We start from the raw sequence: 21,496 nt of genomic DNA, 5'->3' as shown, positions 1-21,496 counted from the left end.
CTCACCTTCTCCCCCGAGGGGAGAAGGATCAGGAGTTTTTCATGCGCCCTCTTCTCCTCGCCTCCGCCGCCGTTCTCGCTTTCGCCGCCGCCACCTCGGCCAGCGCCGAGGAAGGCATGTGGACCTACGACAACTTCCCCATCGCCCGCGCCAACCAGGCGCTGGGCACGAATATCGACCAGGCCTTCCTGGATCGGGTGCGGCTGTCGTCGGTGAAATTCGGCGGCTGTTCGGCGGGCGTGGTGTCGGGCCAGGGCTTGGTCATGACCAATAACCACTGCGTCGCCACCTGCGTCGCCAACCTGTCCACGCCGCAACAGCAGTATGGCGAGACGGGCTTTACGCCCAAGACGCGCGAGGAAGAGCGCAAATGCCCCGGCGCCACGGCCGAGATCCTGACCGACATCTCCGATGTCACCGAGCGGATGCACAAGGCCGGCGAAGGGCTTGAGGGCCAGGCCTTCACCCAGGCGCGCGAGGCCGAGGCCGGGCGGATCGAGACCGAAGCCTGCGGAAACGATCCCAAGATCCGCTGCCAGGTCGTGAGCCTGTACCGGGGCGGCCAGTTCAAACTCTACAAATACCGCAAATACAGCGATGTGCGCCTGGCCTGGGCGCCGGAAGACCGCGCCGCGACCTTCGGCGGCGATCTGGACAACTTCTCCTTCCCGCGCTTCGCCATCGATGCGGCCTTCATCCGCCTGTACGAGGACGGCAAACCGGTCGAGACGCCGATCCACTTCGCCTGGAACGCCGACAAGCCGACCGAGGGCGAGGCCGTCTTCATCACCGGCAATCCTGGGGCGACCCAGCGCCTTCTGACGATGGACCAGCTGGCCACCATCCGCGACGTGGTCCTGCCGCTGGATCAGCTGATCGCCTCGGAGCTGCGCGGTCGTCTGATCCGCTATTCCGAAGAGGGCGAGGACCAGGCCTTCATCGCCATGGACCCAATCGTGGGCGTGGAGAACACCTACAAGCGCGGCCTGGGCCGTATGCGCGCCCTGACCGACGCCCAGTTCATCCAGGCCAAGGCTGCGGCCGAGGTCGACTTCATGCAACGCTACGCCGCCGCCAACGGCAATGGTCCCGATCCCTGGGGCGCGCTGGAAGCGGTCCAGCCCATCGCGCGTGAACTCTATGCGCCGACCGCCCTGCTGGAAGGCGGCACGGGCCTGGGGACCACCTCCGTCGCCGGCGGATCGCAGCTGTTCCAGTGGGCCAAGGCCATCGTGCGCGGCGCGCAGGAGCGGGCCAAGCCGTCGGACCAGCGTCTGGCCGAGTTCGCCGACAGCCGCCTGCCGGGCGTCGAATCCGGCCTGTTCGCCGAGCGGCCGACCTATCCCGAGCTGGAGCAGATCCGGCTGGAATGGTGGCTGTCCAAGACGCGCGAATGGCTGACGGTGGACAGCCCCTACGTTCGCACCCTGCTGGGCAAGGAAAGCCCCGAAGAGTTGTCGGCCCGTGTCGTCTCGGGCACCAAGCTGGCCGATCCGGCCGTGCGTCGCGCCCTGTGGACCGGCGGCCTGGCGGCGGTTCAGGCGTCAGATGATCCGATGATCCAGTATGTGCTGTCGATCGACGCCGACGCCCGCGCCGTCCGCACCGAATGGGAAAATAAGGTCAAGGCGCCGACCGACCGCGCGTCGGAACAGCTGGCGGCCGCCCGCTTCGCCGCCTATGGCGACGCCGTCTATCCCGACGCCACCGGCACCCTGCGTCTGACCTATGGCAAGGTCGAAGGCTCCGACGTGCCGGGCCAGCGCTTCGGCGCCTTCACCACCTTCGCCGGCCTGTGGGATCGCGCCACCGGCGCCGAACCGTTCAAGGTCGCGCCCAAGCTGATGGCCGCCAGGGACCGGATCGATCCGAACGCAGTGATGGACATGGCCGTCTCGACCGACACGATCGGCGGTTCGTCCGGGTCGCCCGCGGTCAACGCCCGGGGCGAGATCATCGGGGCCAACTTCGATTCCACCGTCCTGACCCAGCGCAACGCCTATGGCTACGACCGCAACACCAACCGCAGCGTGATCGTCACCACCCAGGCCGTCACCGTGGCCCTGCGCGACGTCTATGGGATGGATCATCTGCTGGCGGAGCTGGGCGTCAGCCGGTGACGCAGATCGCCATCCGCGCGGCGACGTCCGACGACGTCGCCGCGCTGCATCCACTGATCGAGCGCGCCTATCGCGGCGACACCGCCAAGGCCGGCTGGACGCATGAGGCCGATCTGCTGTTCGATGATCGCACCAGCGCGGCGGAGCTGGCGTCCCTGATCGCCGATCCCGACCGGGTCATCCTGCTGGCCCATCGCGACGGCGCGCTGATCGGCTGCGTCCAGGTCGCCCGCGCCGGCGACGACCTGGCCTATCTCGGCATGGTGACGGTCGAGCCGACCTTGCAGGCGCGCGGCCTCGGCCGTCGTCTGCTCGCCGCCGCCGAAAGTGAAGCGGTCGCGCGTTTCGGCGCGCGCCGCATGGAGATGACGGTCATCCACCGACGGGCTGAACTGATCGCCTGGTACGAACGACGCGGTTACGCCCCGACCGGCGAAACCCGCCCCTTCCCCGTCGATCCGCCGCGGCCCGAGCTGGATTTCGTGGTGCTGGAAAAAGCGCTCTAGCCGCCCCTTGCAAAACGGACAGTCGTGTCCATTTACGCGCCTCACCATGACGCGCCATGCCGAAAAACCTGTCCGCAAGGATGCCGCTCTGAACCGGGCGGCGGTGCTGGAGGCCGCGCGCGCGGTCTTCGCCGACCAAGGGCTGGATGCGCCCCTGGATCTGATCGCTGAGCGGGCTGGGGTGGGGCGCGGCACCCTGTATCGGCACTTCTCAGACCGCACGGAACTGGCCCTGGCGGTGCTGGAGGCCGACGTCGCGGACCTGGGTCGGCGCACCGCCGAACAGGGCGATGATCCGCAGGCCTTCTTCTGGTTTCTGGACCGGCTGGCCGAGGACATGGTGCGCAATGCGGGATTGGCCGGCGTCGTGCGGAACGTGCGGTCGCCAGATGCGCTTACCCCGTTGCGGCAGAGCTTGATGGAGGCGGGCGCCGCACCGCTGAAGCGGGCCCAGGCCGCCGGCCTGGTGAGGGAGGATCTGCGGCCGATGGACATCCGTCTGATCGCCACCCTGCTGGGCGCCGGTTTTCAGGGCGCAGACGAAGCCGAGCGTCAAGCCGTGTCGCTGCGCACCCGCGCGCTTGTTCTGGACGGGCTGAGACCTCGAGGGGGGGCGCGCTGATGGCCCGCAACAACTGGCATCTGCCCTGGGAACAGTATGTCGAGACGCTGAAGCCGCATGAGCGGCCGATGATGCCCGGCTCGCCCGCCACCCCCGATCACGCCTGGCCGATGCGGATCCAGTACGCCCTGACCGGCCTGCTGGTCGCCATGGTCGGATCGCTGGGCAACGCCGCCGTCACCGCCAACATTCAGAACCTGCAAGGCTCGCTGGGGATCACGATCACCGAGGCCGCATGGCTGCCGGTCGTCTTCGTCATGACCAACGCCTGCATGAACCTGATCCTGGTCAAGTTCCGGATGCAGTACGGCCTGCGCCTGTTCACCCAGATCTTCCTGGGCGCCTTCGTGCTGGTCTGCGCCGCCCACCTGTTCGTCGACAACTATCAATCGACCCTGCTGGTGCGGGCCATCGCCGGCATGGCGGGCGCGGGCCTTTCCAGCCTGGGCTTCCTCTACATCATCCAGGCCTTCCCGGCCGCACACCGGCTCAAAGGTCTGATCATCGGCATCGGCCTGGCCAGTTTCGCCGTGCCAATTTCGCGCCTGGTCATGCCCGGCCTGCTCCAGCTGGGCGACTGGCGCGCCTTCTATCTGTTCGAGCTGGGCCTGTGCCTGGTCGCCTGGGGTGCGGTGCAGGTCGTCAAACTGCCGCCGTCCGAGCGGCTGCGGGTCTTCGACCGGCTGGACTTTTTGACCTTCGCCCTGTTTGCGCCAGGCGTGGCCCTGCTGTGTGCGGCCCTGGGTCTGGGGCGGATCGTCTGGTGGACGCAAGCCGCCTGGATCGGCTGGGCTCTGATCGGCTCCGTCATCCTGCTGACCGCCGCCTTCCTGGTCGAGCACAATCGCAAGAACCCGCTGATCAACACCCGCTGGCTTACGGGGCCGGATCTGCTGCGCCTGTTCGGGGCGATCCTGCTGATCCGCATCGTGCTGTCGGAACAGACCTCCGGCGCGGTGGGCTTCCTGACCGTCGTCGGCCTGGGACCGGATCAGCTTCACGGCCTGTTCGTCGTCATCCTGCTGTCGATGATCGCCGGCACCCTGGTCAGCGCCTTCACCCTGAACATGGAAAAGCTGAACAAGCCGATCGCCATCGCCCTGGCGCTGATCGCGATCGGCGCCTGGATCGACAGCCATTCGACCGTGCTGACGCGCCCGGCGCAGCTGTATTTCAGCCAGGCTCTGATCGCCTTCGCCTCGGCCATGTTCATCGGCCCGGCGCTGATGATCGGCATCGTCAAGGTGCTGACCCAGGGCAAGCAGAACCTGATCAGCTTCATCGTCATGTTCAGCGTGCTTCAGAACGTCGGCGGTCTGGCGGGATCGGCCTTGACCGGAACGCTGCAGATCATCCGCGAGAAATACCATTCCAACCAGCTGGCGGCCGGGATTTCGGCGCTGGATCCGCAGGTCGCCTTGCGGCTGCGTCAGCTGTCGGGCGCCTATGCCTCGACGATAACGGACCCCGCGCTGGCGAACGCCGAAGGCGCCGTCCTGCTGGGCCGACAGGTGACGCAACAGGCCAATGTGCTGGCCTACAACGACGTCTTTCTGGTCATCGCCGTGATCGCGGCCCTGGGCTCCGCCTGGGTGACCGTCACCCACCTGCGGCCGCGCTGGAAGGCGCGCCGCGACGCCAAGAACAACAATGCAGACGCTGCGGTCCAGAGCGCCGCCGTCGCCGCCGCCGACTGAACCGAGACCCACAATGACCGACGCCGCCCCGCCCGCCCCCGCCTCTTCCGCCCCCGCCGCCCCGCAAGCGCCCGCCGCTGCTCCACCTGCGCCTGCGCCGAAGAAGAACGTCATGTGGACCGTCATCGCCGCCGGGGTCGCCCTGCTGGGCGTGCTGATGGTGCTGTACGCCTGGCAGTTGCCGCCCTTCCGGGGCGCGATCCAGCGCACGGACAACGCCTATGTGCGCGGCCAGGTGACGATCATCAGCCCGCAGGTGAACGGCTATGTCGTCCAGGTGCCGGTCCAGGACTTCCAGACCGTCCACCAGGGACAGTTGCTGGCCCAGGTGGACGACCGCATCTATCGCCAGCGGCTGGAGCAGGCCGAGGCTAGCCTGCACTCGGCCCAGGCGGCCCTGTCCAACTCGACCCAGACCCAGGCGTCGGCGCGCGGATCGGTGGCCCAGCAGCGCGCCTCCATCGCCGCCGCCGAAGCGACGCTGACGCGGGCCCAAGCCGACGCCAACCGCGCCCGCACCCTGAAGGCCGGCGGCTGGGTCGCCCAGGCCAATGTGGACGTCGCCGAAGCCGCCCTGCGCAGCGCCCAGGCCCAGGTCGCCCAGGCCCGCGCCGCCGAAGGCATCGCCCAGACCGGCGTCACCTCCGCCGTCGTCGGCCGCGACAGCCTGGCCGCCGCCGTCGAGAACGCCCAGGCCGCCGTGCGCCTGGCTCAGATCGATCTGGCCAACACCCGCATTGTGGCGCCCCGCGCCGGTCGCCTGGGCGAGATCGGCGTGCGTCAGGGCCAGTATGTGACGGCGGGAACCCAGCTGATGGGTCTGGTGCCGGACGTGGTCTGGGTCACGGCCAATATGAAGGAGACGCAGATGAAGAACATCCGCGTCGGCCAGCCGGTCGAGATCACCGTCGACGCCCTGGGCGGCCAGACCCTGCGCGGCCATGTCGAACGCATCGCCCCCGCCGCCGGATCGGAGTTCAGCGTCATCCGTCCCGACAACGCCACCGGCAACTTCACCAAGGTGGCCCAGCGCATCCCGGTCCGCATCCGCATCGACCCGAACCAGCCCGCCGCCGAGCGTCTGGCGCCGGGCATGTCGGTGGTGGCGAAGGTGAATACGGCTGGCTGACGGAACGCGCCGCTCTCCATCGCGCTACTGTCCCAGCTACGGAGAGCACCATGGACCGCGAACAGACCAAGGGTCGTGAAGAGAACGGCGCCGACCCGGCCGGCAAACCGGACGCCCTGACCTCTGAGAAGGCCACAAAGGCGGTCGGTCAGGCCGAGCGCCAAAGCGCGGGACCAGACGGCCCGGACGCCGCTGAGATCGGCGACACCTTCAAGCGCAAGCCCTGACGCCGGATCAGGCCGATCGCGGCGACAGGCTGGCGGCGAGCAGATGCACGTCGTGCGCCCGCATCCGCTCGAAATTGCCCAGCCCCAAGGCCAGGGCGCGCATGATCTCCGTCTGGCGCGTATGTTCGGGATGGGCGGGCAAGGACGGCTCCGCCCGCGCCAGCTCCGCATCCAGTTCGGCCATCATATGGGCCAGGATTCCGTCGTTCATCTGATCCTCCATCACGCCGCCGACCGCCGCAGACAGTTAGAGCACATACGGAACAAATCCGGAACACGCTGACCCAAGAAGGCTGTGGATGGCGCGGTCGGATCGCAAAATCGTCCGGCTGACCCTGCCGTTTAATCCAACTTAACCACAAGGATTCACCATAGTGGTCTCACTGTTGCGGGGCCGCGTTTCCATGTCCGATCTGAAGACCCCTGTCCTCGCCAAGGACGTCATTTATCGTGGCGACTGCATCGAGGTGCTGAAGAGCCTGCCCGACGCCTCGGTGGACATGGTCTTCGCCGATCCGCCGTATAATCTGCAGCTGGGCGGCGACCTGCTGCGTCCCGACAATTCCAAGGTCGATGCGGTCGATGACGACTGGGACAAGTTCGCCAGCTTCGCCGACTACGACGCCTTCACCCGTGCCTGGCTGGCGGAATGCCGCCGGGTCCTGAAGCCCGAGGGCTCGATCTGGGTGATCGGCAGCTATCACAACGTTTTCCGCCTGGGGTCCGCGATCCAGGACCTGGGCTTCTGGGTTTTGAACGACATCATCTGGCGCAAGTCCAACCCGATGCCGAACTTCAAGGGCACCCGGTTCACCAACGCCCATGAAACCCTGATCTGGGCCGCCAAGTCGCGGGATCAGAAGCGCTACACCTTCAACTATGATGCGCTGAAGGCCTTCAACGAAGACACACAGATGCGCTCCGACTGGACCTTCGCCCTGTGCACGGGCGAGGAGCGGATCAAAGACGCCGACGGCAAGAAGGCCCATCCGACCCAGAAGCCCGAAGCCCTGTTGCACCGCGTCCTGCTGTCGGCGACGCGCCCCGGCGACGTAATCCTAGATCCCTTCTTTGGCACCGGCACCACCGGCGCCGCCGCCAAACGCCTCGGCCGCCATTACATCGGCATCGAGCGTGACGAGACCTATGCCCAGGTCGCCGAAACCCGCATCGCCTCGGTCATCCCTGCCCGCCCCGAGGACCTGATGGTCACAGGCTCCAAGCGCGCCGAGCCCAAGGTGCCGTTCGGCGCCCTGGTCGAGGCCGGTCTGCTGCAACCCGGCGATCGCCTTTATTGCCCCAAGGGCGAGCGTGAGGCGCGTGTTCGTGCGGACGGTTCGCTGGTTCACGGTTCGCTCAGCGGCTCGATCCACAAGCTGGGCGCGCTGCTGGAGAATGCGCCGGCCTGCAACGGCTGGACCTACTGGCGGTTCAAGACCGACCAGGGGCTGAAATCCATCGACGCCCTCCGCTCGGAAGTTCGCGCCGCGATGTGAGCCGCTGCGACCGCGCGTCGCATAAGCCGCATCAATCACTTAGCTGACAATGCGTCGCTGAAACGTACGATTTCGCACACTCATTACGGGCCAGCGTCGCTGTAACCCCGCGAAACCTATGTAAAAATTAGTCAACTGCGATGGAACTTCGCAGTTGCGAGAACATTGATGTCAACGGCCCGCCAGGATGCGGTGTCGGAGCACATCACCATGAAAATCGCGCAGATCACCCCTCTGTATGAGGCCGTGCCTCCCAAGTTGTACGGCGGCACGGAGCGTGTGGTGGCGCATCTGACCGACGCACTGGTCGATCTGGGCCACGACGTGACTCTGTTCGCCAGCGCCGACGCCCAGACCAAGGCCCGTCTGGTGCCCGTGCGCGATCAGGCCATCCGTCTGGATCCGGCGCCGTTGAAATCCGACCTCGCCGCTCACCTGTCGATGCTGGGCGAAGTTCTGGACCGCGCCGACGAGTTTGACGTCATCCACTTCCATACCGACATGGTCCACTTCCCGCTGTTCCAGAAATATGCGGACAAGACTTTGACGACCCTTCACGGCCGTCTGGACATGAAGGACCTGCCCGGCGTCTATGCGCGTTGGAGCGAGTTTGGGCTGGTCTCCATCTCCGACGATCAGCGCAAGCCGCTGCATTTCGCCAACTGGAAGGCCACCGTCCATCACGGCATGCCCGGCGAACAATACATCTTCTCCCCGAAGTCCGAGGGCTATCTGGCCTTCCTGGGTCGCATCTCGCCCGAGAAGCGCCCCGACCGCGCCATCGAGATCGCCACCAAACTGGGCAAGCGTTTGAAGATGGCCGCCAAGGTGGACGCCGCCGACAAACGCTATTGGGAAGAAACGATTCGCCCACTGGTTGAGGGCAATCCGCTGATCGAGTTCATCGGCGAGATCGGCGATCACCAGAAGTCCGCCTTCCTCGGCGGCGCCGAGGCCCTGCTCTTCCCTATCGACTGGCCGGAGCCGTTCGGTTTGGTGATGATCGAGGCCATGGCCTGCGGCACGCCGGTGATCGCCTTCCGCTGCGGCTCGACGCCTGAGGTCATCGAAGATGGCGCCACCGGCTTCCTGGTCGATACGATGGAACAGGCCATCGCCGCGGCCGGACGCGCGCATCTGCTGGACCGCGAGGCGATCCGCGCGCGGTTTGATCTGCGGTTCTCGGCCACCGCCATGGCGCGCCGGTATCTGGACGTCTACGGCGATCTGCTGGCCCGCCGCCCGTTCGCGGAAACCGCGCTGGATGACGTGGTCACGCCGTTGCGTCCGCGTGAAGAACGCAGCTTCGCCGCAACCGCCTGAAGCAATACCTTGCCGAGGCGCCGTCGCAATCCTGAGTCTGTAACGGCGTTCACCTAAAAGTTAAGCTTATCCATATACGGTCGTCCCAAATCGGGGCGACCACTATGCATTGGACAGCGATGAGGCGGCGGCTGGCGCATCTGCGCCGGAATACCGCAGGCAACATTGCGACCTTCTTCGCTCTGTCCGCCATGGGACTGACGTTGATGGTCGGCCTGGCCATCGACATCAATCGCTATGTCTCGGTCAGGAACCAGGTGCAGGAAGCGCTCGATGCAGCAGCGTTGGGCGCTGCGGCCTCCCGCGCCCAGACGGTCAAGGAGTTGAAAGCGGTCAGCGATCCCTATCTGGAGGCCAATCTGAAGACCGGCCAACTGATCGACGGCTGGAAGACCGGCACCCAATATGTCGATGGCAAAATCGTCACGGTGACGTTCAAGGGCGGGGTCAAACCCATCTTTGCGGGTCTGGCCGGCGTCAAACAGTTCGATATCAACGCACTGTCCGAGGCGACGCGTGGCGTGGCGCAGAAGATCGAGACTGTTCTGGTGCTCGATAACACCTGGTCCATGAGCGAAAAGGACAGCCGGTCGATCAAGCGGATCGATGCGCTGAAGACCTCTGCCAGTTTGCTAGTCAACGAGTTGATGGCGACCGAAAGCGACGAGGTCTCGATCGGCGTCGTGCCTTATGCAGACTACGTCAATGTCGGGATTGCCAATCGCAAGGCCCCGTGGATTTCCGTGCCCGACGACTATGTTCAGGAGCGCACCTGCACGACCAAGACGACATACAGCGGCGGCACGCCCTATCCTTGCACCACCGTGCGCGACGGCGTCAGCGAGACCGGCACCTGCTACAAGGATCAGGTGGTCAAGACGGTCACGGTCCCTCCCTATGCTTGCAACGTCAGCTACAAGTGGTTCGGCTGCGTCTATTCGCGCAACGTCGGCACGACGCGGCTGAACGACCAGTCGCCGGCGACGCCCTACAAAGGTTTCCTGACGACAGGCCAGAGCTGCCTGAATGCGGTCAGCCCCCTGTCCAAGAGCAAATCCAGCGTCCTGAACGCGATCAAGAATCTTGTCATCAATGTCGGCGGCTACAAGCCCGAGACGCACATTCCATCCGGCCTGATCTGGGGCATCAATCTGCTGTCGCCCACCGCGCCGTTCCAGGAAGGCGGCGCCTATGACCCAGCGAACCGCACGCCGCGCAAGATTCTGGTGCTGATGACCGACGGTGTGAACACCCTGCGTTACCGCTCGTCGGACGGCGCGCACGTCGCAACGGCCAAAGCCAATGAGCTGGCGGCGACGGATGCCGATTTCGGTTCGATCTGCACCTATGCCAAGTCGAACAAGATCGAGGTCTTCACCGTCGGCCTGAACGTGCCCACGCAGAACGGGCGCAATTTGCTGAGGACCTGCGCCAGCGATTCCGACCATGCCTTCCTGGCAGAAGACAGCGCCGCTCTGGAAGCCGCCTTCCGCGACATCGCGCGGTCCATCGGCGTCGTACGGCTGATCAAGTAAGTCTCTCAGGTCGCTTGGCGATGAAAAAGCACAGGTTCGCCTGAACTCGTCGGCGACTTGCCCATTAAAGTCTGCAAGCGGCCCCTGAGCGCCGCATTCGGGTGCGACACGTTCGGCCGAGGCCTCACAACGACGGGGAAGAGACCGCATGGACGACGCCTATTCCACTCAACTGACCGCCGGTGAATCGGTCGAGGCCACGGGTCTCGAACAGCTGATGGCGCTGAAGGAAGGCGACACCTTCCTGGTCGCCGACGGGTGGGGCGACATGAAGGGCGGCGCCGACGGCCTGTTCGCGGGCGACACCCGCGTCCTGTCGCGCTGGGCCATGACCGTCGGCCTGCTGAAGCCGTCACGCCTGTCGTCCGGCGTCAGCCAGGACAACGTCTTCTTCTCCTGCCACACCACCAACCGTCCCCTGCCCCCGATGGGGGGCCGGTCAGCTCCGGCCGGGGTCCTGCATATCGAGCGCCGGCGGTTTCTGTGGAACCGGCGGATGTTCGAGCGCATCCGCATGGTCAACCATGGGGTGGAAGACATCCTGCTTCCGCTCGCCTTCGACTTCGGCGCAGACTTCTTCGACATCTTCCAGGTGCGCGGCACGCCGCGAGCCAAGCGTGGGACCATACGCACGCCGACCACCGATGGCCGCCGCGTCACCTTCCGCTACACCGGCCTGGACGACGTGGACCGGTCCAGCTGCATCGCCTTTTCCGAACCGCCCGCGCGCCTGACACATCAACGCGCCGAGTTCATGTTCAGCCTACCCAAGGGCCGCTCGCTGGATCTGTTCATCGAATGCGGCGTCGATGCCTGCGAGACGCCGGACGCCGATCGCTGGCGCCAGAACGCCATCCAGGCCCGCCTGGCCATGCGCGCCAAACGCCGGCGCGGCGCCTCGGTGCGCGGCCCGCGCAGCCCGCGCTTTAACGACTGGCTGGACCAGTCGCGCGCCGACATGGCGCTGTTGACGACCGACCTGCCGACCGGCCCCTACCCCTATGCGGGCACGCCGTGGTTCTCGACCCCGTTCGGCCGCGACGGCATCATTTCGGCCTGGCAAATGCTCTGGCTCGATCCGTCGCTAGCCAAGGGCGTGCTGACCTATCTCGCCTCGCGCCAGGCGACTGAGACCTCGCTCTATCGGGACAGCCAGCCCGGCAAGATCATGCACGAGACCCGCGGCGGCGAGATGAGCGCCCTGCACGAGGTGCCGTTCGGTCTCTACTATGGCGGGGTCGACACCACCTGCCTGTTCGTGGCCTTGGCCGGCGCCTATGCCAACCGCACCGGCGATCTGGATCTGATTCGCAAGCTCTGGCCCAATCTGATCGCGGCCGCCGACTGGATGCGCGACTATGGCGACAGCAACAATGACGGCCTGATCGACTATCAGCGCGGCGCCGACACCGGCCTATCCAACCAGGGCTGGAAGGATTCCGAAGACTCCATCTTCCACGCCGACGGCCGCTTCCCCAAGGGTCCTATCGCGCTTCTGGAGGTTCAAGGCTACGCCTTCGCCGCCTGGAAGGCGCTGGGCGATCTGGGCGAGCGCCTGCACGACGACCGCACGACCGAATGGCGGATGCGCGCCGAACAGGTCCGCTCCCTGGTCGAGGAAAAGTTCTGGATGGAGGACGAGGGCTTCTATGCTGTGGCCCTCGACGGCGACGGCCAGCAATGTCGCGCCATCGCCTCCAACGCCGGCCATCTGCTGTTCACCGGGCTGCCGTCGCTTGAACGTGCTCGACGCGTCACCAAACGCCTGCTGAGCGCCGAGTTCCGCACCGGCTGGGGCATCCGCACGCTGGAGGTCGGACAGGCCCGCTTCAATCCGATGAGCTATCACAACGGCTCGGTCTGGCCGCACGACACCGCCATGGCCGCCGCCGGCATGGCCGCCTACGGCGAGCGCGATGCGGTCGCGGAAATCCTGGCCGAGATCTACGCTGCGGCCGCCCACTTCCACCTGCGGCTGCCCGAACTGTTCTGCGGCTTCCCGCGTGAGCCGGGCGAGCCGCCGATCGCCTATCCGGTGGCCTGTCTGCCTCAGGCCTGGGCGGCGGGCTCGGTCTTCCTGATGCTTCAGGCGACCCTGGGCCTGTCGATCGACGCCTGGACCGAGACGATCGATCTGGCCGATCCGGTCCTGCCCGCCGGTCTGGATCGTCTGAAGATCACCGGCCTGGAAGTCGGCGGCGCCGTCGTGGATCTGAACATCCAGCACGCCGACGCTCGCGCGGTGGTCATCCCGCATCACAAGCGGGGCAAGGTTTCGATCCGCACGTTGCGATAGGCCTCAGCCGAACAGATCAGGCGCGCTCGCTCGATCCAGCGCCTTGGCGAAGACCGTCGGCAGGGCGGCCCGCGCCGCCTCGATCGGCATCCAGCGATAGGGGCCCTCCGCATCGACGCGCGCGGTCATCACCGTCAGCGTTAGGCTGAAGTGGGTGAAGACGTGCTCCACCGCCCCCGCCTCGCGCCAAGCGGCCTCCATCGGAGATGCCGCAGCAGGCTCGTCTATCGCCCAATCGCTGGTCGGCAGGCCCAGCATTCCGCCCAGCAGCCCCTTCCCGGGTCGCGTCTCGACCGCGACCCGCCCCTGATCGTCGATCAGCAGATAGGCCGTGCCCCGCCGGTGCGGCCGTTCCGCCTTCTTGCCCTTCATCGGAAACTGGGCCGGGTCGCCCGTGACCAGGCCGAGGCACTCGCTGGCTACCGGACAGGTCCCGCACGACGGCGACTTGGGCCGGCAAACCGTCGCGCCCAGGTCCATCAACGCCTGCGCCCAATCGCCCGGCCGCTCGTCGGTGACGAACAGCCCCGCCAACCGCCTCAGTTCGGGCCGCGCGGCGGGCACCGGCGTCTCGACTGCGAACAGACGCGCCATGACCCGCTCGACATTGCCGTCCACGACATTGGCCGCTTGGTCGAAGGCGATGGAGGCGACGGCTGCGGCCGTGTAGGCGCCCACGCCCGGCAGCGCGAGCAGCGCTGCCTCGGTGTCCGGAAACACCCCGCCATGCTCGCCCGCCACCGCTCGCGCACAGGCCAGCAGATTGCGCGCACGCGCATAGTAGCCCAACCCCGCCCAGGCCCCCATGACCTCCGCATCCTCGGCCGCCGCCAGGTCCGAGACCGTCGGCCAGCGCGTGGTGAAGGCGTGGAAATACGGCGTCGCATGCGGCACGGTCGTCTGCTGAAGCATGACCTCCGACAGCCAGACACGGTAAGGCTCCGTCCGCGGCGCGCCGACGGCGGCCCGCCACGGAAGGCGGCGCGCATGGTCGTCGTACCAGGCCAGCAGCCGGGAGCGGATCAGGTCTATGTCGGGAGAGACGTCAGGCATCGCTCGCGCTATATAGACCCATGCGCCGCACGCTGCCCACAGACGCCGAGGTCCGCGAGATCCTGTCTCGCCGCCGCACCCGCCCGGCTCCCCGCCCGGCGCCGCGCGCAGGCAAGGCGCTGACGCCGATGATCAAGAAGCTGGACGAGCAGTTCGGACGCGGCGCCGGCGCGCTGGAGCCCCGCTGGCGCGAGATCGTGGGCGACCGCCTAGCCCGCGTCACCCGCCCGCAGAAGCTGACCAAGGGCAAGGGCGGCGCGCCCGGCGTGCTGGAGCTGCGCGTCGCCGGCGCCGCCGCCCTGTTGATCCAGCACCAGTCCGAGGACATCTTGGCCCGCGTCAACCTGTTCCTGGGCGCCGGGACGGTGGATCGGCTGCGCATCGCCCAGGGCCCGGTCGCCCCATTGAAGGAGGCCGCCGCCCGGCCCAAACGCAGCGCCAAGCCGCCGCCCCTGCCCGCCCAGGCCGAGTCCGATCTGGCCGCATCGATCGCTTCAGCCCCCGACGATCTGCGCGCCGCCCTGGCCCGGCTGGGCCGCGTCGCCCTGTCGCGCTCCGACATCAAGTCCGACTGAGCGCCGCGCCTTGGTTGGCAGTCGCCCCCCGGTGCTGTAGGAAGAGGTTGTAAAGCGACAAATATCCGCACGGCGCTTCCGGTCGCGCGCCTGTATTCCGAGTCCCGATGAAGCAGCAAGACGACTGGCGACTTACCGATGTCGTCGAACACGAAATCGGGCGTGGAGATCCGTTCGCCGCCGCCATACGCGGCACGCGCATGCCGATGGTCATCACCGACCCGCGTCGCGACGACAATCCTATCGTCTTCGCCAACAAGGCCTTCCAGGATCTGACCGGCTACGAGCGCGACGAGATCATCGGCCAGAACTGTCGGTTCCTTCAGGGGCCGAAGTCCGACAAGGCCGCCGTCGCCAAGATCCGCGAAGCTCTTGAGGCCGGCGCCGACATCCACATCGATCTGCTGAACTATCGCAAGGACGGCAGCACCTTCTGGAACGCCCTGTTCATCAGCCCGGTGCGCAACGCCCACGGCGACATCGAATATTTCTTCGCCTCGCAGTTGGACGTGACCGAGCGGATCGAGGCCCAGGCCTATGTCGAAAAGCAGAAGGCCCTGGTCGAACGCGAAGTCGCCGCCCGCACCGCCGATCTGCAAGAGGCGCTCGCCGCCAAGACCCTGCTGCTCCACGAGGTCGATCACAGGGTCAAGAACAACCTGACCATGATCGGCTCGCTGCTTCGCCTGCAATCGCGCTCGCTGTCCGATCCTGCCCTGACCGCCACCTTGGACTCCATGTTGGAGCGGGTGGACGCCCTGGCGACCGTTCACCGCAAACTCTATCAGTCCGAAGACGTCACCCAGTTCGACGTCGGCGCCTTTACCAACACCCTGGTCGCCGATGTGATTGGCTCGACAGGACGCACCGATATCGAGGTGTCCGTCGATGTGGAGCCCATGTTCATTCCCTCGACCCATGCCTCGTCGATCGGGCTGATCATCAACGAACTGCTGACCAATGCGATCAAGCACGCCTTCGCCGAGGATCGCGGCGGCCGATTGATCGTCTCGGCCAAAAGAACGGAACAAGGCGGCCAGGTCGTTGTTCAGGACGACGGCCCCGGCATTCCCGGCGCTGCGCATCAGGGATTGGGCAAGACTTTGATCGGTCGTCTTTCAAAGCAGATCGGCGGCAAGACGCTGTGGCTGCCAGCCGACCCCGGAACGCGCGCGGTCGTCGACTTCCCCGTGAGCGGCTAGGTGCGCGGCGCCGGGCCTCACTTCGACATCCTGGTCGTCGAGGACGAGGCCCTGCTTGTGATGGACCTCGAGGCGATGCTTGAGGACGAAGGCCACCGGCTGGTCGGAGAAGCCATGTCCCTGAGCGAGGTCGAGTCGCTGTCGCTCGACGCGCCGCCCGACATCGCCTTCGTCGATATCCAGCTGGCGGATAACTCCAGCGGTCTGGACGTGTGTCGCCTGATCAAGAATCGCTGGCCGTCCACGGCCGTCGTCTTTCTGACGGCAAACCCCAAGATGATCCCCGAGGACTTCCTGGGCGCGCATGGCGTGATCCCCAAGCCCTTCTCGCGTTCCGGCCTGCTGTCGGCGATGCGCTTCATTCAGCAGGGCATAAGCGATCCGCCGCCCCGCCAGGACAGGCCGCAAAGTTTCATCCCCGCACCGGCGATCGATCGGGCGTGGGCACGCGAATAAGGCTCTGTTGACAAAACTTCGCCGCACCTGTTCCAGACTAGTTTAGGGTTGCGCCATTCCCGGGGAATCGCGCGATCATCGCCAACGATCCGATCCGAGGAACCTTCATGGCCGACACTGAATCCCGCTTCGCCCGCATGAGCCGTCGTGCGGCCATCACCGGCGCCGCTCTGGCGACCATGACTCTGGCGGCCTGCGGCGGCGGCGCCAAGGGTGCGGCGGAAGGCGACATGGGTCTGGGCGCGCCCGAAGGCGCCAAGGTCACGGTGGTCGAATACGCCTCGGTCACCTGCCCCCACTGCGCCCTGTGGCAGAAGAACACCTGGCCGGCGTTCAAGGCCAAATACGTCGACACCAACAAGGTCCGCTACGTCTTCCGCGAACTGCCGACCCCGCCGGTCGACGCCGCCACCGCCGGCTTCCTGGTGGCGCGCTGCGCCGGTCCGGACAAGTATTTCGACGTGGTTCACCAGCTGATGGCGACACAGCAGGAGATGCTGACGTCCTCGCCCCGCGACTGGCTGCTGCGCACCGCCCAGGCCGCCGGCCTTTCCGAGCAGCAGTTCAACGACTGCGTCACCGACAAGGACGCCGTCGCCGCCATGGAGAAGCGCGTCCAGGCCGCTCGCGCCCAGGGCGTGACCGGCACCCCCGCCTTCTACGTCAATGAGACGCAGGTTATCTCGCCCGGCGGTGAAGGCGCCAGCCTGGCCGACCTGTCCACCGCCATCGACGCGGCCCTGGCCAAGTAACCGAGGCCAAATCAGATGATGCGAAGCGCCTTCATCGCCGCCGGTTTCGCCCTCGCCGCCCTGACCGGCGGCTTGGCGATGCCGGCCCTAGCCGCCGATGCGCCCCCGCCCGTCACGGCCCAGGATCATATCCTGGGTCGGGCGAATGCGCCGGTTACGGTGATCGAATACGCGTCCTTCACCTGCTCGCACTGTGCGGATTTCCACAACACCGTGCTGCCGGCCTTCAAGGCCAAATATATCGACACCGGCAAGGTCCGGCTGGTTCACCGCAACCTGCCGACCGCGCCCGCCAATGTCGCCGCCGCCGCTGCTGCGGTCGCCCTGTGCGCCGCGCCCGAACGCTATTTCGACGTGGCGGCCGTCTTCATGCGCGATCAGGCCAACCTGCAGACCACCGGCGCCCAGCCCTGGTTCGCGGCCGGCATCGCCGCCAGCGGCAAGACCCGCGAGCAGATCGAGGCCTGCCTGAACGGCCCGACCATCCGTGCGGCCCTCGACGCCCAGATCGAGGGCGCTGACAAGGCCGGCGTCACCGGCACGCCCACCTTCTTCGTCAACGGGACGATGGTTATGGAGCATTCGCTGGAGGCCCTGTCGGCCGCCATCGATCCGCTGCTTCGGTAGTCCGTCGGGACGATGCAGTTCCAGCGCCTCCGGCTCGTCGGCTTCAAGTCGTTCGTCGATCCGGCGGAGGTGCATATCGAATCCGGCCTGACCGGCGTCGTCGGCCCCAACGGCTGCGGCAAATCCAATGTCCTTGAAAGCCTGCGCTGGGTCATGGGCGCCAACTCGGCCAAGGCCATGCGCGGCCAGGGGATGGACGACGTCATCTTCGCCGGGGCGGCCGGGCGCCCTCCGCGCAGCCACGCCGAAGTCAGCCTGACCATCGACAACGCGGCGCGCCGCGCGCCGCAGCCCTTCACTGACAGCCCCGTGCTGGAGGTGTCGCGCCGCATCGACCGGGGACAGGGCTCGACCTACCGCATCAACGGCAAGGAGGTGCGCGCCCGCGATGTGCAGCTGCTGTTCGCCGACGCCTCCACCGGCGCCAACTCGCCCGCCCTGGTGCGTCAGGGCCAGATCTCGGAACTGATCGCCGCCAAGCCGCAGAACCGCCGGCGCATCCTGGAAGAGGCGGGCGGCGTCGCCGGTCTGCACACCCGTCGGCACGAGGCCGAACTGCGCCTCAAGGCCGCCGAGACCAATCTAGACCGGCTGGACGACATCGGCCGCGAGCTGGAGACGGCGCTGAACCGGTTGAAGCGCGAAGCCCGCCAAGCCGAGAAATACAAGAAGATCTCGGCAGAGATCCGCGCCCTTCAGGCCGCGCTGCTCTATGTGCGTTGGAACGACGCGCGCCTGGCCGCAGAGGCCGCCGCCGCCGAACTGCGCGACGCCGACCGGGCGGTGGCCGACACCACGACCGCCGCCGCCGCCGCCCAGACGGCCGCCCTGTCCGCCCAAGAAGCCCTGAAGCCCGCGCGGGAAGAGGACGCCGTCGCCTCGGCCCTGCTGCACCGCGCCAGCCTGGAGCGCGATCGGCTGGACATGGCCGAACAGGCGGCCCGCGCGGAAGTGGATCGCCTCAAGGCCGAGGCCGCTCGCATCGCCGCCGACGCCGCGCGCGAAGACGGCATTGCCGCCGACGCCCAGCGCGAACTGGACCGGCTCGACAACGAACTGAGCCGGCTGAAGGCCGAGATCGCCGCCGCCCCCGAACGCGGTCCCGAACTGGACAAGGCCCTGGCCGCCACCGAGGAGGCCCGCAAGGCCGCCGACGGCGAGGTCGAACGGCTGGCGGGCATGCTGGCCGCCGTCGAGGCCCGCGCCAACGCCGAGACAGCCCGCAAACGCGACGCCGAGACTCGACTGGCCCGCGTCACCGCCCAGCATGATCAGGCCAGACGTGAACGCGAGGCTCTCGGGCCGCTGGAAACGCCCGAGTTGGAGAACGCCCGCCAGGCGCTGGTAGCGGCGCAGGCCGACCTCGCCGCGGCGCGCGACGCCGTCGAGGCCGCCGAGTCGACACGCGGCGACCTAGCCCGCGCCGAACAGGAGGCCCGGACCGCCGCCCGCGCCGCAGAGGACCGGTTGGGCCGGCTTCAGACCGAGGCGCGCGGCCTGGCCCAACTGCTGGTCACCGGCAAGCGTGACCATCCCCCGGCTCTGGACAAGGTCCGCGCCGACAAGGGCTACGAGGCCGCCCTGGCCGCCGCCCTGGGCGACGATCTGGACGCGGCGCTGGACGCCAAAGCCGCCGCCTATTGGGGCGGAGCGGATGCGCCCTCCCCGTCATGGCCTGCCGGGATCGCGCCCCTGTCCGACCATGTCCAGGCCCCGGAACAGCTGACCGCGCGCCTCGCTCTTTGCGGTGTGGCGCCGAAGGCCGAGGCGGCCCGGCTGGCGGGGCTTCTGCCGCCCGGCGCGCGCCTGGTGACGGTCGAGGGCGACCTCTATCGCTGGGACGGGTTCGTCAGCCGCGCCGAGGCGCCGCGCCCGGCCGCCGTGCGCCTGGCACAGCGCACGCGCCTGGCCGAGCTGGAGGCCGAGATCGACAAGGGCAGACCGGCGCTGGATCAGGCACAGGCGGCCCAGAAGTCGGCGACGGAAGCCTTTCGCGCCGCCGAAGAGACGGTCAAGGCCGCGCGCCTGAAGCCCTTCGCCGCCGACAAGGCCGTGACCGCCGCCCGCGACCGCGTGGAAACCCTGGCCCGCGAGCAGGCCCGCCGCGAGGCCCGCGCCCAGGCGCTGGACGACACCGTGAGCCGGCTGGCGGCCGACGCAGCCGAGGCGCAAGCCGCCCTGGACGCCGCCCAGACCACTGACGCCCCGTCGGAGACGATCGCCGGACTGCGCGACGAACTGACCGCCGCCCGCGCCACGGCCGACGCCGCCCGCACTGCGGCCCAGACCGCCCGGTCGGACCGCGATGCCGAGGCCCGCGATCGTCAGGGCCGCGAGCAGCGGCTGGGCAGCCTGACCCGCGCGCGCGAAGGCTGGGTCACGCGGTCCAAGGACAGCGCCGGCCGCGTCGCCGCCTTGGCCAAGGACGCCGACCGGACCGCCGCCCTGCTGAAGCAGGCCGAGGTCGCGCCTCAGGGCTTCGCCGAGCAGCGCGGCAAGCTACTGGACACGCTGGTCGCCGCCGAGCAGAGGAAACAGGCGGCGTCGGACGCTATGGCCGTCGCCGAGACCGAGGCGACCGAGGCCGACCGCGCGTCGCGCGCCGCCGAAACCGCCGCGTCGCAGGCCCGCGAGGCGCGCGCCGGCCTGTCCGCCCGCGCCGAGGCCGCCGCCGAGAAGCTGGCCGAGGCCGAGACCACCCTGCGCGAGACGGCGCAGATGTCGCCGCAGGAGCTGGGTCAGAAGCTGACGGACGACGCCATCGCCCGCCCGCCCGACGCCGCCGGGGCCGAGAGCCTGCTCTATGGGCTGGAGCGCGAACGCGAGGCCCTGGGGGCCGTCAACCTGCGCGCCGAGGACGAGGCGGTCGAATACGGCGAGCGGCTGAACAGCATGAAGTCGGAGCGGATCGACCTGACCCAGGCGATCGCCAAGCTGCGCGACGGCATCGACGAGCTGAACGCCGAGGGCCGCGAGCGACTGGTGGCGGCGTTCGACGTGATCAACGCCAACTTCAAGACCCTGTTCGAAGCTTTGTTCGGCGGGGGCCAGGCGGAGCTGAAGCTGGTCGAGAGCGACGATCCGCTGGAGGCGGGGCTGGAGATCTATGCCTGCCCGCCCGGCAAGCGGTTGTCGGTCATGAGCCTGATGAGCGGCGGCGAGCAGGCGCTGACCGCGGCGGCCCTGATCTTCGGCGTCTTCCTGGCCAACCCCGCGCCGGTCTGCGTGCTGGACGAGGTGGACGCGCCGCTGGACGACGCCAACGTGGACCGCTTCTGTCGGATGCTGCACGAGATGCGCAGCCGCACCGACACCCGCTTCATCGTCATCACCCACAACCCCGTGACCATGAGCCGGATGGACCGGCTGTACGGCGTCACCATGCCGGAACGCGGCATGAGCCAGCTGGTCAGCGTGGACCTGAAACAGGCGGAGACCCTGATCGCATGATCGCCCTGCTGCTCGCGCTCGCCGATCCTCAGCTGGTCCCGACCGGCGTGGGAAGGTTCGCCATCTATGCCGACGCGGCCTCGATCGAACGCGAGGGCGACGTGGCGCGGATGCGGGAGCTGCAGGTGACCGAGGCCGGCTTCAAGGTCGGAGACGTGACCTATGTCGGCGGCTGGTCGCGGTGGGCGTTCGACTGTCGGGCGAGGACGGCGGATCGGTTGGACTTCTCCTCTTTGAAGGCGGACGGAACGGAAGGGCCGGCGACGCCGGACGCCGCCCCCGCCTATGACGCCGCGCCGGGCGGGGATGCAGCCGAGCTGCTGGCCATCGCCTGCGGAGCCGAACGGCCGGCCCAGGCGCTGACGCTGCAGCAGGCCATCAGCCAGGGACAAAGGGCGCTGGCGGACTAAGCCTCTTGCCATCTCCCTCC

Annotated in this window: 19 protein-coding genes; 17 read left to right on the top strand and 2 right to left on the bottom strand. The window is 67.7% G+C overall.

Annotated elements, in window-relative coordinates; translation table 11 throughout:
- Positions 1-41 precede the first annotated feature (41 nt).
- From A4249_RS01620 to A4249_RS16715, 6 genes are read left to right on the top strand one after another with little or no spacing between them, the layout of a single operon-like run.
- Complete coding sequence (locus A4249_RS01620; RefSeq protein WP_066550369.1) at positions 42-2,120, top strand: S46 family peptidase; 2,079 nt, start codon at positions 42-44, stop codon at positions 2,118-2,120.
- Positions 2,117-2,626 (top strand): GNAT family N-acetyltransferase, encoded by a 510-nt coding sequence (locus A4249_RS01615; RefSeq protein WP_066550366.1) that lies wholly within the window; start codon positions 2,117-2,119, stop codon positions 2,624-2,626. Before A4249_RS01620 ends, A4249_RS01615 begins: the two co-directional genes overlap by 4 nt.
- 46 nt (positions 2,627-2,672) lie before the next feature.
- Positions 2,673-3,248 carry a TetR/AcrR family transcriptional regulator gene (locus A4249_RS01610; protein WP_066550364.1) on the top strand — a complete coding sequence of 192 codons (576 nt, stop codon included), beginning with the start codon at positions 2,673-2,675 and terminating at the stop codon, positions 3,246-3,248.
- Positions 3,248-4,945, top strand: a complete 1,698-nt coding sequence (locus A4249_RS01605) for an MFS transporter (RefSeq protein WP_066550362.1) — start codon at positions 3,248-3,250, stop codon at positions 4,943-4,945. Before A4249_RS01610 ends, A4249_RS01605 begins: the two co-directional genes overlap by 1 nt.
- Before the next feature lie 13 nt (positions 4,946-4,958).
- Entirely contained in the window at positions 4,959-6,074 is a 1,116-nt protein-coding gene (locus A4249_RS01600; protein WP_066550361.1) for an HlyD family secretion protein, read from the top strand.
- Positions 6,075-6,124: 50 nt separating this feature from the next.
- Complete coding sequence (locus tag A4249_RS16715; protein ID WP_174085204.1) at positions 6,125-6,301, top strand: hypothetical protein; 177 nt, start codon at positions 6,125-6,127, stop codon at positions 6,299-6,301.
- Positions 6,302-6,308: 7 nt separating this feature from the next.
- Here A4249_RS16715 and A4249_RS01595 read toward each other — a convergent pair whose 3' ends face one another.
- A complete protein-coding gene (locus A4249_RS01595; protein ID WP_228763748.1) occupies positions 6,309-6,512 on the bottom strand; it encodes a hypothetical protein in 204 nt (67 codons plus the stop codon).
- A gap of 193 nt (positions 6,513-6,705) precedes the next feature.
- Between A4249_RS01595 and A4249_RS01590 the strand changes: the two genes are divergently transcribed.
- From A4249_RS01590 to A4249_RS01575, 4 genes are all read left to right on the top strand, one after another.
- Entirely contained in the window at positions 6,706-7,797 is a 1,092-nt protein-coding gene (locus A4249_RS01590; RefSeq protein ID WP_066554632.1) for a site-specific DNA-methyltransferase, read from the top strand.
- A gap of 210 nt (positions 7,798-8,007) precedes the next feature.
- The gene (locus A4249_RS01585; protein ID WP_066554628.1) at positions 8,008-9,120 is read left to right on the top strand and encodes a glycosyltransferase family 4 protein; all 1,113 of its coding nucleotides are present in this window, start codon (positions 8,008-8,010) and stop codon (positions 9,118-9,120) included.
- 119 nt (positions 9,121-9,239) lie between these two features.
- Positions 9,240-10,655: a VWA domain-containing protein gene (locus A4249_RS01580; protein WP_066550358.1), complete on the top strand. Its 1,416-nt coding sequence runs from the start codon at positions 9,240-9,242 to the stop codon at positions 10,653-10,655.
- A gap of 148 nt (positions 10,656-10,803) precedes the next feature.
- Entirely contained in the window at positions 10,804-12,951 is a 2,148-nt protein-coding gene (locus tag A4249_RS01575; protein WP_066550346.1) for an amylo-alpha-1,6-glucosidase, read from the top strand.
- 3 nt (positions 12,952-12,954) lie between these two features.
- On the opposite strand, the gene mutY is transcribed toward A4249_RS01575, so the two are convergent.
- On the bottom strand, positions 12,955-14,004 hold the full coding sequence (gene mutY, locus A4249_RS01570) for an A/G-specific adenine glycosylase (RefSeq protein WP_066550343.1): 1,050 nt from the start codon (positions 14,002-14,004) through the stop codon (positions 12,955-12,957).
- Between the two features lie 20 nt (positions 14,005-14,024).
- On the opposite strand from mutY, the gene A4249_RS01565 reads away from it, so the two are divergent.
- The 7 genes from A4249_RS01565 to A4249_RS01535 all read left to right on the top strand — a co-directional run bounded on the left by A4249_RS01565 (position 14,025) and on the right by A4249_RS01535 (position 21,476).
- Positions 14,025-14,579, top strand: a complete 555-nt coding sequence (locus A4249_RS01565; protein WP_066550340.1) for a DUF721 domain-containing protein — start codon at positions 14,025-14,027, stop codon at positions 14,577-14,579.
- A gap of 107 nt (positions 14,580-14,686) precedes the next feature.
- Positions 14,687-15,781 (top strand): PAS domain-containing protein, encoded by a 1,095-nt coding sequence (locus tag A4249_RS01560; RefSeq protein ID WP_066550338.1) that lies wholly within the window; start codon positions 14,687-14,689, stop codon positions 15,779-15,781.
- Positions 15,782-16,237: a response regulator gene (locus tag A4249_RS01555; RefSeq protein ID WP_082854002.1), complete on the top strand. Its 456-nt coding sequence runs from the start codon at positions 15,782-15,784 to the stop codon at positions 16,235-16,237.
- Between the two features lie 107 nt (positions 16,238-16,344).
- Positions 16,345-16,989: a DsbA family protein gene (locus A4249_RS01550; RefSeq protein WP_066550336.1), complete on the top strand. Its 645-nt coding sequence runs from the start codon at positions 16,345-16,347 to the stop codon at positions 16,987-16,989.
- Positions 16,990-17,004: 15 nt separating this feature from the next.
- Positions 17,005-17,616, top strand: a complete 612-nt coding sequence (locus A4249_RS01545; RefSeq protein ID WP_066550334.1) for a thioredoxin domain-containing protein — start codon at positions 17,005-17,007, stop codon at positions 17,614-17,616.
- 12 nt (positions 17,617-17,628) lie between these two features.
- Positions 17,629-21,066 carry a chromosome segregation protein SMC gene (smc, locus tag A4249_RS01540; protein ID WP_066550333.1) on the top strand — a complete coding sequence of 1,146 codons (3,438 nt, stop codon included), beginning with the start codon at positions 17,629-17,631 and terminating at the stop codon, positions 21,064-21,066.
- Positions 21,063-21,476 carry a surface-adhesin E family protein gene (locus tag A4249_RS01535; protein ID WP_066550331.1) on the top strand — a complete coding sequence of 138 codons (414 nt, stop codon included), beginning with the start codon at positions 21,063-21,065 and terminating at the stop codon, positions 21,474-21,476. The genes smc and A4249_RS01535 overlap by 4 nt, the downstream gene beginning before the upstream one ends.
- Positions 21,477-21,496 lie beyond the last annotated feature (20 nt).

The organism is Brevundimonas sp. GW460-12-10-14-LB2 (genome assembly GCF_001636925.1).
GTDB lineage: Bacteria > Pseudomonadota > Alphaproteobacteria > Caulobacterales > Caulobacteraceae > Brevundimonas > Brevundimonas vesicularis.
This window is presented reverse-complemented; position numbering and strand designations above follow the sequence as displayed.